General features: G+C 62.5%; 9 protein-coding genes. 4 read left to right on the top strand and 5 right to left on the bottom strand.

The window, feature by feature from the left end:
* Window positions 1-7 precede the first annotated feature (7 nt).
* Window positions 8-415 carry a CopL family metal-binding regulatory protein gene (locus PAN08_RS02720; RefSeq protein ID WP_269790019.1) on the bottom strand — a complete coding sequence of 136 codons (408 nt, stop codon included), beginning with the start codon at window positions 413-415 and terminating at the stop codon, window positions 8-10.
* A 430-nt stretch (window positions 416-845) separates the two neighbouring features.
* On the opposite strand from PAN08_RS02720, the gene gloA reads away from it, so the two are divergent.
* Window positions 846-1,373, top strand: a complete 528-nt coding sequence (gloA, locus tag PAN08_RS02715; protein WP_269790018.1) for a lactoylglutathione lyase — start codon at window positions 846-848, stop codon at window positions 1,371-1,373.
* Window positions 1,374-1,815: 442 nt separating this feature from the next.
* On the opposite strand, the gene PAN08_RS02710 is transcribed toward gloA, so the two are convergent.
* From PAN08_RS02710 to glmS, 4 genes are all read right to left on the bottom strand, one after another.
* Window positions 1,816-8,397: a DUF4347 domain-containing protein gene (locus tag PAN08_RS02710; protein ID WP_269790017.1), complete on the bottom strand. Its 6,582-nt coding sequence runs from the start codon at window positions 8,395-8,397 to the stop codon at window positions 1,816-1,818.
* On the bottom strand, window positions 8,394-9,251 hold the full coding sequence (locus tag PAN08_RS02705) for a sulfotransferase (protein WP_269790016.1): 858 nt from the start codon (window positions 9,249-9,251) through the stop codon (window positions 8,394-8,396). The genes PAN08_RS02710 and PAN08_RS02705 overlap by 4 nt, the downstream gene beginning before the upstream one ends.
* 693 nt (window positions 9,252-9,944) lie before the next feature.
* Entirely contained in the window at window positions 9,945-10,376 is a 432-nt protein-coding gene (locus PAN08_RS02700) for a CBS domain-containing protein (RefSeq protein ID WP_269790015.1), read from the bottom strand.
* Between the two features lie 472 nt (window positions 10,377-10,848).
* Complete coding sequence (gene glmS, locus PAN08_RS02695) at window positions 10,849-12,681, bottom strand: glutamine--fructose-6-phosphate transaminase (isomerizing) (RefSeq protein WP_269790014.1); 1,833 nt, start codon at window positions 12,679-12,681, stop codon at window positions 10,849-10,851.
* A 216-nt stretch (window positions 12,682-12,897) separates the two neighbouring features.
* Between glmS and PAN08_RS02690 the strand changes: the two genes are divergently transcribed.
* The 3 genes from PAN08_RS02690 to PAN08_RS02680 all read left to right on the top strand — a co-directional run bounded on the left by PAN08_RS02690 (window position 12,898) and on the right by PAN08_RS02680 (window position 16,363).
* Complete coding sequence (locus PAN08_RS02690) at window positions 12,898-14,166, top strand: efflux RND transporter periplasmic adaptor subunit (protein ID WP_269790013.1); 1,269 nt, start codon at window positions 12,898-12,900, stop codon at window positions 14,164-14,166.
* 128 nt (window positions 14,167-14,294) lie between these two features.
* Window positions 14,295-15,020 (top strand): ABC transporter ATP-binding protein, encoded by a 726-nt coding sequence (locus tag PAN08_RS02685; protein WP_269790012.1) that lies wholly within the window; start codon window positions 14,295-14,297, stop codon window positions 15,018-15,020.
* Window positions 15,021-15,037: 17 nt separating this feature from the next.
* Window positions 15,038-16,363, top strand: a complete 1,326-nt coding sequence (locus PAN08_RS02680; protein ID WP_269791146.1) for an ABC transporter permease — start codon at window positions 15,038-15,040, stop codon at window positions 16,361-16,363.

The following is a 16,363-nucleotide window of genomic DNA, read 5'->3' as shown; positions in this document are numbered from 1 at the left end:
CGACAGGTCAAACGATGGGAGGTCGGAACACCCGCGAAAGTTTGCTGGCGGGTAACTCAAGCACCGGCAGTGCGGTATCCAGCGACACCGGGGGATGGGTGCCGGCAAACAGCTTCACGGACGTGGGGGGATAAAGCACCAGCACGCAGACGCATTCGCAGCTGGTGCTGTCCACACAGGTGCAATCGGCATGGTGTGGCGGCAGGTTGCCGGTGCCGCTGCCGTGGTCGCCATGGGTTTGGGCCAGCACGGGCTTGGCCGGCTCGCAGTCAGGGTCTACCGCGCCAATCCCGGTGTCGGTGGCCACACTGGCCACCGTCTCCATCGCCATGCGCGCGCCGGCCCACGCCCCAAGCACGCCTTCGGCAGCAAGCACGCAGATCAGCAGCAGTGGCAGCCAGAAGCGGTACGGCATGGTGTTCCCGACGACCCTTTCTATTTGTATATACAAACAATGAATAACGCGTCTGGAGAAGGGCTGTCAACTCCCCAGCACTTCCCAACGCATCGTTTCCTGCCTGCGCTCCCTGCACATTCCCGGCACGGCCCTTGTGCCGGCGTCGTCTCTGCCCCATTCAAGCACCAAGCAACTGTCCTTCAGTTCGTGGCAAAGCAACAATGACTATCCTGCGACGCAGCATAGCCAGCGCATCTGGCACCGCCAAGATGCGCAAGGCATGGCATTGATGATTTTTTCTGTTGATGCAAACAAGCTGCGGTGTCTATCGCGCTACTGCTTTCAGTCGCAACTTTTTTTCATTCGACGTTGATTGCAGATGCAACTTGAATCACCGTCAAAAACAGCACGTTTCGCCCTCCCCATTCACTCCCTCAGGATGTAACCGATGAGCCTCCAAACCCTCCACCAGCAGCCCGGCGTGGCTGCCGAAGTGCCGGCCGAAACCACCGGTTTCGTCTTCAACCACACCATGCTGCGGGTCAAGGACATCCACGCGTCGCTGGATTTCTACACGCGCGTGCTGGGCTTCCAACTGGTCGATCAGCGGGACTTCCCCGAAGCCGAATTCAGTCTGTACTTCCTCGCCTATGTGCCCGCTGGCACGCAGGTCCCCGAAGAAGATTCAGCGCGCCGCCTGTGGATGGCCGGCATCCCGGGGGTGCTGGAACTCACCTACAACCACGGCACCGAGAAGCAGGACGGCCCGGTTTATCACGATGGCAACAGCGACCCGCGCGGCTTCGGCCACATCTGCGTGTCGGTGCCCGATATCGAAACGGCATGCGCCCGTTTTGAAGCATTGAACGTGCCGTTCCAAAAGCGCCTGACCGACGGCCGCATGAAGAACCTGGCCTTCATCAAGGACCCGGATGGCTACTGGGTGGAAGTGATTTCCAACACCGTAAGGCCGTGATTTGAGTCCCGCGTGACTGCAGAAAACGCCGGCAATGCCGGCGTTTTTTGTGTTCGGCGTTGAGGCGGACGCCCCCCCGACATCTCCTCCGCCTAGCCTTCCTCTTGGTGTTGGCAACAGAGGGATGTCGATCTGCGCCAAACCTCCAACGCCCCCGCGCCAGCGCCCATTCGCTCATACCCGTATCGCCACGCGCTTGTACCGCCGTTGAGGCGCCACCGCAGCGTTCGCCACCACACGCCACGTGTTTCTCTTGGAACCTGAGCGGCGGAAATCCACACGCTTCCGGACGTTTTTCGGTGCCCAGGTAAAACGAAGCGTCGGATGGAGCGTGCCGGGATGCCGGACAAAGACAAAGACAAAGAAAAGCCCGGCACAACGCCGGGCTGTAACGTCTGGTCAGCGAAGCCCGGCAGTCACCTGCCGGGGCCGCCGCCGTGCATCAGGGATGGATTTCTCCGCCGCGCGTCTGCCCACGCCGGCAACGACGCCCTTGGCATTCCCTCAACTCGCCATCGGCCGAGTACATGCCCATGTCCATCGACGAAGCGCCGCCCTTGCCGTACGAAACACGCAGGCCGACGCTGTTGCTGCTGTCACTGCTGCGCCCCTGATCGCGACCGAACAACAGCGAGATCAACCAACCGCGCTGGGTTCGCATGTCCAGGCCTGCGCCGAGGGTCAGCATGTCGTCGGCATAGCTGTTCATTCCCAGCAGGTAGCCACCCGTTACCGGCTGCTGCACGTAATTGATGCGTGCGTCACCGGTATTGGACAACGACTGGCGGTATTCGACCTTCCAGAACGGCCGCAGCTCCAACGTGTCACCGCGCCACAGATAGCTGCCGTCCATGCCGACAGCCAGCCCGCTGTTGTTCACCGTCTGCGCTGCGTAGTCCAGGTCGTACACGCCCAGACCGTACTCACGGTAGCCGTCCAAGGCACTGCGACTGCCATCGAAGCGGCCGTAGCCTGCCAACGAAACGCGATTGAGCTGCTGCTGGTAGCCAAAGGTGAGCGCACCGAACGTCTGCTGACCATCGCGCTGGCCAGACGCGGTTTTGCCCATCACATCGCTCCAGCGGGCCATATCGAAGTCCAGCCAACCATGCCCCAGCACGCCATCGACGAACAGGTGTTCACCCGCACGCCACAGGCCATACAACGCCAGCGAATACTGGTCAGCATCCATCCGTGAAGGGGAGTGATCCAGGCGACTACGGTTGCGGCCCATGCTGGCCGCCGCACCCATCAACGCGTTGTTGCCCAATGCGCGGTCCACGCCCAGGCTGATGCCATCGGTGTGGAAATCAAAGCCACCGCCGCGTTGCTGCCCGCTGTTGCCGAAGGTCGCGGTGCCTGACATCCAGCCACCCCAACCCGCCGGCAATCCCTTCCACGCGTTCATCGGCAGCCTGACCGGCACTGACATGCCCTGGCCGAGCAGGTCGCCTGCATAGGCCAATGTCAGCGCCGCCGAGGACGGGTTGTCACCGGAACGTACCTGCTGCAGACGCGCCTGAATATTGCTCAGCTGCACGCGCGCGAAACGCACACTCGCGTCCACCTGCGCCTGCACGCTGCCGCGTACTTCGGCATCAAGCGTCGGATCCGGCCGCGCACTCACCGTCAGTTCCACCTCCACCGTGGCGGCGGTGTAGCTGCCATGCGCCTGCTGTGTGGCAATCAATGTGGTGGTACCCGCGCCGACCAGCGTCACCGTGCGCCCACTGACGGTGGCCACGGACGTGTTGCTGCTGCTGAAGCTGAAAGCACCCTGGCTGTTGCTGCGCGGATCAGCCAACTCGAACGCAGCTTCGCCATAGATCTTGGTCTGCGCCTGCATCCACTCCAACGTCGGCATTGCCGCCGAAATGACGATCTCCAGACGTAGCTGCGATGCGGCCTGATACATCGCATTGCCGGCCTGGTCGGCACTCACCACGCAGTTGCCGGCTGCCAGCATGGTCACTTGCGCACCCGCAACCGAGCACACGCCCGGCGAGGCACTGCCGAACAGCACCGGGTTGCCGGAGCCACCGCCGGTGGCCGATACGGTGAAGCTCCCACCCTGCGCAAACACCGGTGCCTGCGGATCGCTCGCCAACGCGCTGATCACCTGCGCCGTCAACTCCACCTTCAGCGTCAACGACTGTGTGCCGGTGAAGCCGTTGGCATCTGTCACTTCCACTGTGAAGGTGTAGCTACCGGCGGCTTCCGGCTCACCGGACAATTCCCCGGTCGGTGCCAGTGACAGACCGGCAGGCAACTGCCCCCCCGTCACCGCGAAGCGATACGGCGCACTGCCACCACTGGCGGTCAGCGTCTGTGAGTAGCCCTGGTCGCCGCTGGCGGGCGGCAACACACGCGTATCCAGCGTCACCTGTGCCGCCCCCACCACCAGGCGGTAGCTCTGCGACACGCTGAAAGGCCCATCGCCCGTGCTGCTGTCTGTCGCGGTGATGGTCACGTTGAAAGTGCCCACCTGCGTCGATGTGCCCGTCAGTTCGCCCAACGCCGACAGCGTCAGGCCGTTGGGCAGACTGCCGCCGGTGACGGCATACCCATACGGACCGGTACCACCGCTGGCGCCCAGCGTCTGCGTATAGACGGTACTGGCCTGTGTGGCCGGCAACGCGTCCAACGTCATCGTCAGTGTCGGCGCGGCCACCCGGATGTCCACCCGCGCTGGCGCAGACGTGCTGTACGCATCCTTCGCGGCATAGGTGAACTGGTCCGGGCCCGCGTAACCAGGATGGGGCTGGTAGCTGACAGAAGTACCACTGACGACCGCACTGCCATTCACCGGCTGAGATGTGATGAGCACTTCGTCGGCGACACCAGTGATCGACAACGCAATCACGGTGGCAGCCGCGCCGTAGGTCACGCTACCGCTGACATCATTGGCTTGCAGTACCGGGATGGTGGTGACCGGATTGGAAGCGGTCGACCCCGGACCGGTGCCGACCACGTTGGTTGCACTCACCGTGAAGGTGTACGACGTTGCCGGGTTGAGTCCGTCAACGACGATAGGACTGCCAGCTCCTGTCTTGGTCGCACCACCGGGGCTGCTCGTCACCGTGTAACCGGTAATGGCGACACCGCCACTGCTGGCCGGCGCAGTGAAGAAAACCTCCGCCTTGTCGATGCCCTGCGCGGTGGCGGCCCCGATCGTCGGCGCACCGGGCAGTACCGCATTGACCGTGAAGCTGCGGGTCACTGGCGTTGCCGCCAGGTAGCTGCCGTTGCCACTCTGGTCGGCCTTGATGGTGCATGTCCCTGCGCTCATGAATGTCAGCGCGCCGCTGGCTGTGATGGCGCAAATGTCAGTCGTACTCGAGGTGAACAGCGGCGTCAGCCCCGAATCCGACCTGGCGCTGAGCGTCGGCGTCGTGCCGAAGTTCTGCGCGATCGGGTTGATGAAGGTAATGGTCTGCGCTGCCTTCGGGGTGGTGCTGTTCGAGGCGACCGATGCCGGGCCGGTGCCCGCAACATTGCCCGCAGCGACACTGAAGCTATACGCCTGGCCGTTGGTCAACCCGGTAATGACAATGGGCGAGCTTGAGCCGCTTACAGGCGCAACATCGGCAGGCGTAATGAAGACGGTATAGCCGGTGATGGCCGAACCACCGATGTTCAACGGTGCAGCGAATGCAATGCTCGCCTGGGTGTCACCTCCCGTGGCTACCGGGTCGACGGGCGCGCCCGGCACAACCGGACTGACCGTGAACGATTGCGCCACCTGCGCAGCCTCCAGGAACGATGAACTGCCGCCCTGATCGGCACTGATCGTGCAGGTGCCCGCCGCAACAAACGTCAGCACACCGGCGCGGGTGATCGTGCAGACACCCTTCGTCGCTGACGTGAATGACACCGCCAGGCCCGACGTCGATGACGCCCCACCATTCAGCACCGACAGATCGGGCGAGGTACCGTAGTTCTGCGTACCGGGATTGGCGAAGGTGATGGTCTGCGGCGCTGCGGGCGTGATCGAGTTGGAAGCATTCGACGCCGCGCCGGTGCCGACGTTGTTGGTCGCGGTGACGGTAAATTCGTAGGGCGTGCCGTTGGTCAAGCCAGTCACCGTAATCGGTGAGTGGCTACCGGTACCCGTGGCTCCCCCCGGGCTCGCGGTCACCGTGTAGCCGGAGATGTTTCCACCCCCCACGCTCGCTGGAGCGGTGAACGTCACCGTTGCCTGGGTGTCGCCTGCGGTTGCGGTACCGATGGTTGGCGTCCCGGGCACGATCGCATTAACCGTAAAGCTACGGCTGACCGTGGGCGCCGCGTTCCAGCTGCTGTTGCCAGCCTGGTCGGCGTCTACCGTGCAGCTCCCGGCGGTGAAAAAAGTCAGCACGCCATCACTGGTGATCATGCAGACGCCAGTGGTCGATGACGTGAACGACACCATCAGGCCCGACGTCGATGAAGCCCCACCATTCAGGACCGACAGATCGGGCGAGGTACCGTAGTTCTGCGCACCGGGATTGGCAAAGGTGATGGTCTGGTTGCCCTTGGGCGTGGCTTGGCCACTCTGAGTCGAGGCCGGGCTGGTGCCGATGGCGTTGGTCGCTGTCGCTGTGAAGGTGTACGGGGTGCCATTGCTTAAACCGGTGACCGTCGCCGTGCATGCCGAGGGGCCCGCGCACGTGCCGAAGGCTCCGCCTGGGCTGGCCGTTGCCGTGTAAGTGGTGATCGGCGCGCCACCATTGCTGGCCGGCGCGCTCAACGTCACCGCCACCTGTCCATCACCTGGCAATGCCGTACCGATGGCAGGTGCATCGGGTGCAGTCAGAATGGCAACCGAATGCGTGGACCCGCTGCTGAAGGCGGCCACCGTGTTGCCAACATCGTCGACGGCGCTTGCGGAGCCATTGAGATCGACCCTGAGCGTGCCAGTCCCGCTGATACCCACCACATTGACATTGACGGCAGACCCGCTCGAAGCAGACACGCTGGTAATGGACCCGGATGCGCTTCCCGTGCCAACCAGAGCGAAATCATAGGTGGACACGTTCGTCACCGGCTCGCTGAAGGTCGCGGTGAATGCCATCGACGTATCACCTGAGCCCGGCGTACCGCTCACGGCGATGCTGCTCACCGAGGGCGCGATGTTGTCCACGATGGCATTGGCGGTATCCGCCGTCGAAGTGGCGTTGCCGGCGTTGTCAGTCGCGGAGACAGTGACATTGCGATTGGTCGTGTCGATGTTGCCGGCAACGATGGTGTGCGTCGCCGTCCAGATGCCCGCGCTGTTGATTGCGGCCACGGCGGTACTTCTACCGAACTGGCTGAAGTCAATCGTCACAGAGGAGATGGTGTCGGAGTTGTTGTCGCCACCGGCGGTGTTGTTCCAGGTGGCGGTCACCGTGTCGCCGATTCTGTAGGCACCATTGGTGCCACTGGCGCCACTGATGCTGATCCTACCGTCAGTTACCGTCGGCGCGATGTTGTCCACGATGGCGTTGGTTGAATCCGCGGTCGTCGTGGCGCCGCCGCTGTTCGTCGCGGTCACGCTGACGTTGCGGTTGGCTGTGTCGATTGCACCGGCAGTCAGGGTGTACGTCGCCGTCCAGCTTCCGCTGCTGTTCGTCGCAGCCACTGCCGCGCCGCCACCGAACTGGCTGAAGTCCATGGTCACCCCGGTGACCGACGCATTGTTGTCGCCACCTGCCGTGTTGTTCCAGGTGGCGGTAACCGTGTCACCAATCTTGTAGGCGCCACTGGTGCCGCTTGCGCCTGAGATGCTGATGTTGCCATCGGTTACCACCGGCACGGGTGGTGTACTGATCGCGTTCTGGATGGTGAAGTTACGGAATTCAAAGGACGCCGCTTCGCTGAGCAGGTCACAAGCACCATCACAGTCGAAATAGAGCTTGAAGCCTGTGAGCTTCACCCCCTGGAAGGAACTTAGCTGGGCGCTACCAAACACGAATGCCTCGTTGAGCATCCCGCTGTTGGTCAGCGCCGCAGAAGCGACGGTGCCGCCTCCGTGAACCATGCCAACAATACGAACATTCGTGAATTGACCGCCTGCGGTGTACTCACCAGCTGTGAGCCCCGTAAGCTCAAACGCCGTGGTGTTGGTGCCATCGGCCTTCAGGTAGAGGTAATGGTTGCCGTTGCCAGCACCATTCATCATGTAGCTGAGATCACCGCTGTAGATACCAACGGATTGCGGATTCCCCGCACCGTCTTTGGCAGTTAGCCGAAAGTCGGTGGTACTGAGCTGCCCCGTCCACGACCCGCTCCAGCCAGCAAAGTTATGGGGCCCATTACTTGCTACCAGAACGTCAGAGAAGTCGACAAGCGCTTTTCCTGAGAAGGCCAATGCGCTCTCGACATCACCACGACGCACCTCAAGTTCCCAATCCCCTCCCAGACTGGCATTGCCTGTCAGATTGGATGAGGCGGCGACATCCATGCCGGTCTGGCTGCGCACGATGTCCAACAATGCTTCGCCATCGGCATTCGCGGCGAGATCACAGCCGTAGAACAACAAGTCCGCGCCCTCACGCACAGCCGTGCGTAGTGCATGCATCGCTCCCAGTTCGGCATGTATGGATTCTGCCGTGATGCGGCTGCTACCCAGCTGCAATGAACCCGGACTCGCGTGCGACACCACGTGAATCGCTGCAAGGTCCGTGTAACCCTGCAGTGCCTGTACCAACTGGGGAAGGCCTGGACGATTCGCGTCGATTTCAACCACGCCCACACCGGGATTTAGCCCGTGATAAAGCGTGGCCTTGTCCTTCACAGAGCTGTCAATCACCACCAGCTCGGTAACCCCGGCATGCTGCTGGATATCCAGCACATCGGCAGCGGCTACCGTCACCGGCGATGGCTTGCGCGTGGTCGCTTTGCCTAGCGGCAACGTAGCGGTGGTGTCGTCGCCATGGCCCATTCGCAGGTAGCTGCGCGGCTGATAGCCACCGCGCATCAAGTACCCGCCTGCCGAAGATGCAGCGTGGGCAGAGAACGGGAGCAGCAGCGTGGAGATTGCGCCGAGCAGTGTGTGCTTCATGGTGTGGCCTTGGTGATGAGCGGAGCCTGGGTTTCGGACCGACGCGCGGCGATGATGCCGGCGGAAGTGCCCGTCTGGTCCTGCCAGAAATCCATGTCCTGATATTTATTGAAAAGATCCGGCGGCAGAATGCTGCGCCGCGCCTTGAACTCGACCTTGCGCCTGACGTCATGCAGGCCCTTGACGCCCAATTGCTGGTCGAACGCTTCTTCGGCGTACTCGACGTTGTCGAAGTCGTGTGCGTACTCTGCTTCGCTCAGGAACTGATAGACCAACTGCATGGTGCGCGCCGGATGGCGGGTAAGCAGTTCGTAGTCCACCAACAGCAAGCGCTCTGAAAAATCGCCGTAATAGGCCTCCTTCAATGCTGTCCAGGCACCGCCAACCACGCCATCAGCGCTGATCAACTGCTCGCAGCGGCTGTACACCGTCTGGCGCGTGGCTGCGTTGTACATGCGGCTGTAGTCGAACGGGTTGCGACGGTGGATAGCCTCGAAGCTGTCCATCACCCAGGCCGGATTGCGCACGCAGCAGATGATCTTGAAGTCCGGCACAAGGCCCGCCAGCTGATGCATGCGCGCGGTCCACTGCCGGTTGGTGTCGAACACCACCGGTGCGGCCGAATCGGCGTAGTAGGCATCCAGCATGGCCCTGCAGATGGCCTTGCGCTTGGCTTCATCGAAGAAGGCCGCTGACTCGCCGCCGGCGCCCATCTGTTCCAGTGCACCGTTGATCAGGCCCGCCACCGGGCTGCTCATCGCGGCATGGAATCGTGGGTTCTGACGCAGGATGCCTGCCAACAACGTGGATCCCGAGCGCGGCATGCCGGCGATGAAATGGTAGGCACGGCTCATGCGCGCACGCCCCCGTAGCGCCAAGCCATGCCACGCTTACCTGCCACCCACGCGCATACGCGCACCGCCAACGCTGGCAGTACCGCCCCGGACTCCCCCCTGCATCCCCACATCATGATTTCCCCAGCCGTTCTTCCGGCTTCTTTGTTGCTCTAATCAGTTAATCGGGAAAAGCAGCGCCGCCCTATCAGTATTTTTCGCGACTCTCATCACATACTGAAACGCTTGCTATCCGAGGTACCGGCAGGCCCCAGCCGCCGAGGTGCGGACGGTGACAGAGCCATTGGCGTCTGTCTGTAGGTTGCCGCCCGACAAAAGCTGTAGGTCGCTACCTGACAAAAGAAAAGCCCGGCTCAGGGCCGGGCTTCTTCACAGCGTCGGGGGAGAGAGAGAACCGGGCTGCTGGGGGGATTATCCGCAACCACGGTTACGCTTTCGTTACACCAATTATTCCACCGTCACACTCTTGGCAAGGTTGCGCAGCTTATCCACGCCTGTGCCGAACACCCGGGCCGGCAACACCATCGACATGATGCTCCCCGGGCCGGTAACCCCTGGCGGGGTTTCGGTGAATCCATCTTCCGGCCCGTGGCGTACCGCGCGGCACCAGCGAACGCACGGCATGCAACGGAAAACGGCCCGGTGCTTCCGCCTCGGGCCGTTTTCATCTCACCGCGTCATCAACGCACGCCGTCAATGCGCCGCGATGTAGATGTCCTGCAGTACCGCCTTCTCCAGTTCCAGCTCACTCAGCAGATTCTTCACGATATCGCCCAGGCTCAGGATGCCGACCAGCGTGTCGTTCTCGGTGACCATCAGATGGCGGTGACGCGAGTACGTCATCAGCGCCATGGCCTGCTTGAGCGTCGCATCGGGAGCAATGTTCTCCAGACCCGCCGAGGACAGGCTGGAAATAACCCTTCTACCCGCTTGTGGGCCGTCTTCGGCCAGGCTGCGCACGATGTCCTTTTCAGAAATCATCCCCACCGGGGCATCGTCTTTCATCACCACCAGCGCAGCAATCTTGTGCGCGCTCATTTTGTGTGCGGCGCCGCCGATCGTGTCTTCAACATCGATGGTGACGATTGCATCTTTCTTCGATCGCAGCAGTTCTCGGACGTTCATTCTTGTTTCCTGTTACAGGCTACTGATTGAAAGCGTGCCCTTCCGATATGCCGCCGTAGTCCGGCGATAGATCGACCAGCACACGTTTGGTGCATGTCGCCGACCGTTGCTGTGCTTCGGCAGACGAGTTGCTTCATCACGGGCGAGGTCGGCGGCAATACATCGGCCGTGCCCTTGACCCTTCCGAGTCTACGACCGCTCCTGCACGACCAAGGTCGGCATATTTGGGACGGTTCATCGTGGAAACCGGTTGATGACTGGAGCATGGCATCGCGAATGAAATCGCCGCTGAATGCCGCCTTTCCATTGCACTAAAGTTCGGCCGCCGTCGACCGAACGCCTGCCATGGAGCCACGCCGTCCGTGGCTACGGGTCCGACGTCATGGATGCCCGTAAACAAAAAGGGGGGGATCCGCCTTGTCCGGCCGGATCACCCCCTTGCATGCAACGCCCTGCGGCTTGCGTGATCGGCTTATTCGACCGTCACGCTCTTGGCGAGGTTGCGCGGTTTGTCCACATCCGTGCCGCGCGCCAAGGCCGTGTGGTAGGCCAGCAACTGCACCGGGATGGTGTGCACCACCGCACTGAGCACACCGGCATGGCGCGGAGTACGGATCACATGCACACCTTCGGACGCATTGAAATTGCTGTCCTGGTCGGTGAACACGAACAGCTCGCCGCCACGCGCGCGCACTTCCTGCATGTTGGATTTCACCTTCTCCAGCAGGCTGTCGTTGGGGGCGATGACCACCACCGGCATTTCTGCGTCCACCAGCGCCAGCGGGCCATGCTTTAGCTCGCCCGCCGGGTAAGCCTCGGCATGGATGTAGGAGATTTCCTTGAGCTTGAGCGCGCCTTCCAGAGCGATCGGATAGTGCAGTCCGCGACCAAGGAACAGCGCGTTGGACTTGCCGGCAAAGCGCTCGGCCCAGGTGATGATCTGCGGCTCCAGGTTCAACGCATGCTGCACGCTGCCCGGCAGGTGACGCAGTTGCTCCAGGTAGTCCGCTTCCTGCTCGGCGCTGACCTTGCCCTGCAGCTTGCCCAGCACCACGGTCAACTGGAACAACGCTGCCAGCTGGGTGGTGAATGCCTTGGTTGAGGCCACACCGATTTCGGCACCGGCGCGGGTGTAGCAAACCAGTTCGCTGGCGCGCGGGATCGCACTTTCCGGCACGTTGCAGATGGACAGCGTGTGCAGGTGTCCCAGTGACTTGGCGTACTTGAGCGCTTCCATCGTGTCCAGGGTTTCGCCGGACTGGGAGATGGTGACGATCAGGTGCTTGGGATTTGCATACGCAGCGCGGTAACGGTACTCGCTGGCGATCTCCACGCTGCACGGCAGGCCGGCAATGGCTTCGATCCAGTAACGCGCGGTCAGGCCGGCGTAGTAGCTGGTGCCACAGGCCAGAATCTGCACGCCTTCGATGTCCTTCAACACCGCTTCGGCATTCTTGCCGAACAACGTGGCCGGGAAGCCACCGGCATCGATGGCCGCTTCAAGGGTGTCACCCAGCGCACGCGGCTGCTCGTGGATTTCCTTCTGCATGAAATGGCGGTACGGGCCCAGTTCCAGCGAGGCCAGCGACACATCGGACATGCGCTGCTCGCGCTGCACCGGTGCGTTGTTGCCATCGAACACGCGCACGCCCTGACGGGTCAGCTCGGCAGTGTCGCCCTCCTCCAGGAACATCACCCGACGGGTGGCCTGCAGGATGGCCGATACGTCCGAGGCGACGAAGTTCTCGCCTTCGCCCAGGCCCACCAGCAGCGGGCAGCCCATCCGCGCGACCACCATGCGCTCAGGCTCCTTGCGGCTGATCACCGCCAGCGCGTAGGCGCCAGTCAGTTCTTTCACCGTGTGCTGCAACGCGCTGAGCAGGTCGTCATGGTCGGCCTGCAGATGGTGATGGATGAGGTGCGCGATGACTTCGGTATCGGTCTGTGACTCGAACACATAGCCCAACGCGGTCAACTTCTCGCGCTGTTCTTCGTGGTTCTCGATGATGCCGTTGTGTACCAGCGCCACCCCCTCACTGATATGCGGGTGCGCGTTGGACTCGGTGACGCCGCCATGGGTAGCCCAGCGCGTGTGACCAATGCCCAGATTGGACTGGAACTGCTCGGCAGCGGCAGCACCTTCCATTTCCGCGACGCGGCCGGTACGGCGCACGCGGCGTATCTGATCGCCGTTCAACACCGCGATGCCCGACGAGTCGTAGCCGCGGTATTCCAGCCGCTTGAGTCCTTCAATCAGTACTGGAACCACATCGCGATCAGCGATCGCTCCCACAATGCCGCACATAGTTCATCCGCTCGCGTTGGTGATCGCGACATTCTAAGTCAGCGATCTGGTCAGACAGCAGACATCTGCGGACATCCGGACCCCGGACACTGTCCGCGAAAGTGTCCGCGGACACCCGGACACACTCGCCTCAACATAAATATCCAATGAATTCAATCAATTGAAGTTGGCACGCTGCCTGCTTAATCAATAGCAACCCTTGCAGCGAAGCCCCAGATGATCCGCGACACTTCCGCCCAGGACCAGGTTTCCTCCCAGCGCCCGCAGCCTACTTGGCGTCGGTGGCTGTGGCCCGCCGTTGCCACCGTGGTGGTGATCGGCGGCATTGGCTACGTTGCCAGCAGCTGGCTCGGCGCCAGCCGTTCGTTTGACGGCGGGCGCCTGCGCATCGCTGAAATCACCCGAGGTGACCTGGTGCGCGATATCGCCGCCGATGGTCGCGTCATCGCTGCCAACAGCCCGGTGCTGTATGCCATCTCGGCCGGCACGGTCACCTTGAAGGTGGTCGCCGGTGACGTGGTCAAACAGGGCCAGGAGCTGGCGGTGATCGACAGCCCGGAGCTGCGCAGCAAGCTGGCGCAGGAACAGTCCACGCTGGCCGGCCTGGAAGCCGAAGCCAGCCGCGCCGCACTGGATGCCACGCTTGCACGTGCCACCGGCGCCAAGATGTCCGACCAGGCCGGCCTGATGCGCACGGCCGCACAGCGCGACCTGGACCGCTACCAGCGCGGCTTCGACGGTGGTGCCGTGCCGCAGGTCGACCTGGCCAAGGCCCAGGACGAACTGAAGAAGGCACAGATCGAACTGCAGCATGCTCAGCAGGACGCCAGCCTGCAGAGCCGCGGCGCCGACCTGGACGCCCGCAACAAGCACTTGATGGCCGACCGCCAGAAAGCGGTGGTGAATGAAGTACAGCGCCAGGTGGATGCACTCACCCTGCGCGCGCCGTTTGATGGCCAAGTCGGCCAGGTGCAGGCCACCCAGCACACTCAGGTAATCACCAATGCGCCGGTGCTGGGCGTGGTCGACCTGTCGCGCTTCGAAGTCGAAATCAAGGTGCCGGAAAGCTTCGCCCGCGAATTGGCCATCGGCATGCCGGCCCAGCTCACCAGCGGCTCAGGCCAGCCGTTCCCCGGCGAGATCTCGGCCGTGTCACCGGAAGTGGTGAACGGTGAAGTCGTCGCCCGCATCCGCTTCTCCGACAAACAACCCGAAGGCCTGCGTCAGAGCCAGCGCATGAGCTCGCGCATCCTGCTGGACACCCGCAAGAACGTACTCAAGGTCGAACGCGGCCCGTTCGTCGAGCAGTCCGGTGGTCGCTATGCCTATGTCGTCAACGGCAGCAACGCCACCCGTCGTCCGGTCAAGTTGGGTGTAAGCAGCCTGGGCGAAGTCGAAGTGATCTCCGGCCTGCAACCCGGCGACAAGATCGTTGTATCCGGCGCCGACCTGTTCGGCGACAACGAAAGCGTTTCGATCAACTAAGTATTGGGAACAGGGTGTTGAGGAACCTGACGTCGTCTCGTCTGCCGTGAAACCAGACAACTGAAACCTCACCCCTGTTCCTTCATTCCCTTTCCCTGCTCCTGTTCCCTGCCATCAAAGGAAAAACCATGCTCCAGATGCAATCCGTCTCCAAGGTCTTCCGTACCGAACAGGTTGAAACCCACGCGCTGCGTTCGCTGGACCTGCACGTACGCGAGGGCGAATTCGTCGCCGTTACCGGTCCGTCCGGCTCAGGCAAAACGACCTTCCTCAACATCGCCGGCCTGCTGGAAACCTTCACCAGTGGCCAGTACCTGCTCGATGGTCAGGACGTGAGCCACCTTGGTGATGACGCTCGCTCGCGCCTGCGCAACCAGAAAATCGGCTTCATTTTCCAGGGCTTCAACCTGATTCCCGACCTCAACCTGTTCGACAACGTCGATGTGCCACTGCGTTACCGCGGCATGCCCGCTTCCGAGCGCCGCCAGCGTATCGAAAAGGCATTGACCAGCGTTGGCCTGGGCTCGCGCATGAAGCACTACCCGGCCGAACTGTCCGGTGGTCAGCAGCAGCGTGCCGCCATTGCCCGTGCACTGGCAGGCAGCCCGCGTCTGTTGCTGGCCGATGAACCGACCGGCAACCTGGACACGCAGATGGCACGTGGCGTGATGGAACTGCTGGAAGAGATCAACAGCCAGGGCACCACCATCGTCATGGTGACCCACGATCCGGAGCTGGCCGCACGCGCACAGCGCAACGTGCATATCGTCGATGGCCAGGCCACCGATCTGCTGCGTGAGCCGGTACTGGCCCACGCCGCCAAACTCGCCGCTGCCGCTTCCACCCAAGGCTGAGGCGAGCTCGCATGTCCTTGTTCCCGTACTACCTGCAGCAGGGCCTGCGCAGTCTTCGCCGCACACCGGTGTTGACGGCGTTGATGGTGCTGTCCATCGCCATGGGTATCGGTGCGTCAATGACCACCCTCACGGTGATGCACCTGCTCTCGGGCGATCCCCTGCCCGGGCGCAGTCAGCACATCTACTACCCGCAGCTGGATGCCTCGCCGCGTGGTGAGCGGGCAAGTAGGGAACCGTTGGACATGCTTGACTACACCTCCGCTGTGGACCTGTGGCGCGATGGCCCGGCCGACCGCAAGGCTCTGATCGTGGACAGCAGCGTCAAGCTCTCCACGTCCAGCAGCAACGAGCCGCCGAGCATGGCGACCATGCTGTCGACCACGGCGGATTTCTTCCCGATGTTTCAGGTGCCGATGGCCTTCGGTGCCGGCTGGTCGCAGGACGACGACCAGCGTCGTTCGCGCGTGGCGGTGATCTCGTGGGATCTGAACCAGCGCCTGTTCGGCGGCAAAGACAGCACCGGGCAGATGCTGCGCATCCGCGACGGTGAGGTTCGCATCATCGGCGTGCTCAAACCGTGGCGCCCGTCGCCACTCTTCTACACGGTGGTCGGCGGCCGCTTCGCCCAGGGCGACACTGCCGATTACTACACGCGCAGCGAAGACGTGATGGTGCCCTTCTTCACCGGGCTGCAGCTCAACGCGGGAAATTTTCAGCAGTTCACCTGCTGGAACCTGCCCAGCAACCCGGGGCATCTGGAAAACGCCGATTGCGTATGGCTGCAGTTGTGGGTGCAGTTGGACGACGCCGCCAAAGTCGCCACGTATCGCCAGTTCCTGGATGGCTACGCACAACAACAGCATCAGCTCGGCCGCATCAGCCAACCTGAGCTGGTACGCCTGCGCAGCCTGATGGAGTGGATGGACTACAACGGCGTGGTGCCGCGTGACGTGCGCCTGCAGGCGTGGGTGGCGCTGGCCTTCCTTGGCATCTGCCTGTTCAACACGGTGGGTTTGTTGCTGGCCAAGTTCCTGCGTCGCACCGGTGAAATCGGTGTACTGCGTGCATTGGGTGCTACCCGCGCGATGGTGTTCCAGCAGTGCTTGGTCGAATCCGCATTGGTCGGCCTGGCTGGCGGCCTCGGCGGCTTGCTACTGACCTTGTTCGGCCTGTGGGCGGTGCGCCAACAACCGCTGGCCTACGCCGACATGATGCAGCTGGATCTGAAGATGCTGGCCTTCACCTTTGTCGCCTCGGTGCTGACCACGGTAGTGGCGGGCATGTTGCCGGCACTGCGCGCAAGCCGCATCGATCCCGCGTTGCAGATCAAGGCCCTGTAA

It is taken from the genome of Stenotrophomonas sp. Iso1, assembly GCF_027497995.1.
Lineage (GTDB): Bacteria > Pseudomonadota > Gammaproteobacteria > Xanthomonadales > Xanthomonadaceae > Stenotrophomonas.
The sequence above is the reverse complement of the archived record's forward strand: the minus strand, read 5'-3'. Positions and strand labels throughout refer to the sequence as shown.

Bases quoted from the DNA above. Each gene is read 5' to 3' on its own strand.
- gloA (WP_269790018.1), top strand. From the start codon at position 846: ATGAGCCTCCAAACCCTCCACCAGCAGCCCGGCGTGGCTGCCGAAGTG.
- PAN08_RS02720 (WP_269790019.1), bottom strand. From the start codon at position 415: ATGCCGTACCGCTTCTGGCTGCCACTGCTGCTGATCTGCGTGCTTGCT.
- PAN08_RS02710 (WP_269790017.1), bottom strand. From the start codon at position 8,397: ATGAAGCACACACTGCTCGGCGCAATCTCCACGCTGCTGCTCCCGTTC.
- glmS (WP_269790014.1), bottom strand. From the start codon at position 12,681: ATGTGCGGCATTGTGGGAGCGATCGCTGATCGCGATGTGGTTCCAGTA.
- PAN08_RS02685 (WP_269790012.1), top strand. From the start codon at position 14,295: ATGCTCCAGATGCAATCCGTCTCCAAGGTCTTCCGTACCGAACAGGTT.
- PAN08_RS02705 (WP_269790016.1), bottom strand. From the start codon at position 9,251: ATGAGCCGTGCCTACCATTTCATCGCCGGCATGCCGCGCTCGGGATCC.
- PAN08_RS02690 (WP_269790013.1), top strand. From the start codon at position 12,898: ATGATCCGCGACACTTCCGCCCAGGACCAGGTTTCCTCCCAGCGCCCG.
- PAN08_RS02700 (WP_269790015.1), bottom strand. From the start codon at position 10,376: ATGAACGTCCGAGAACTGCTGCGATCGAAGAAAGATGCAATCGTCACC.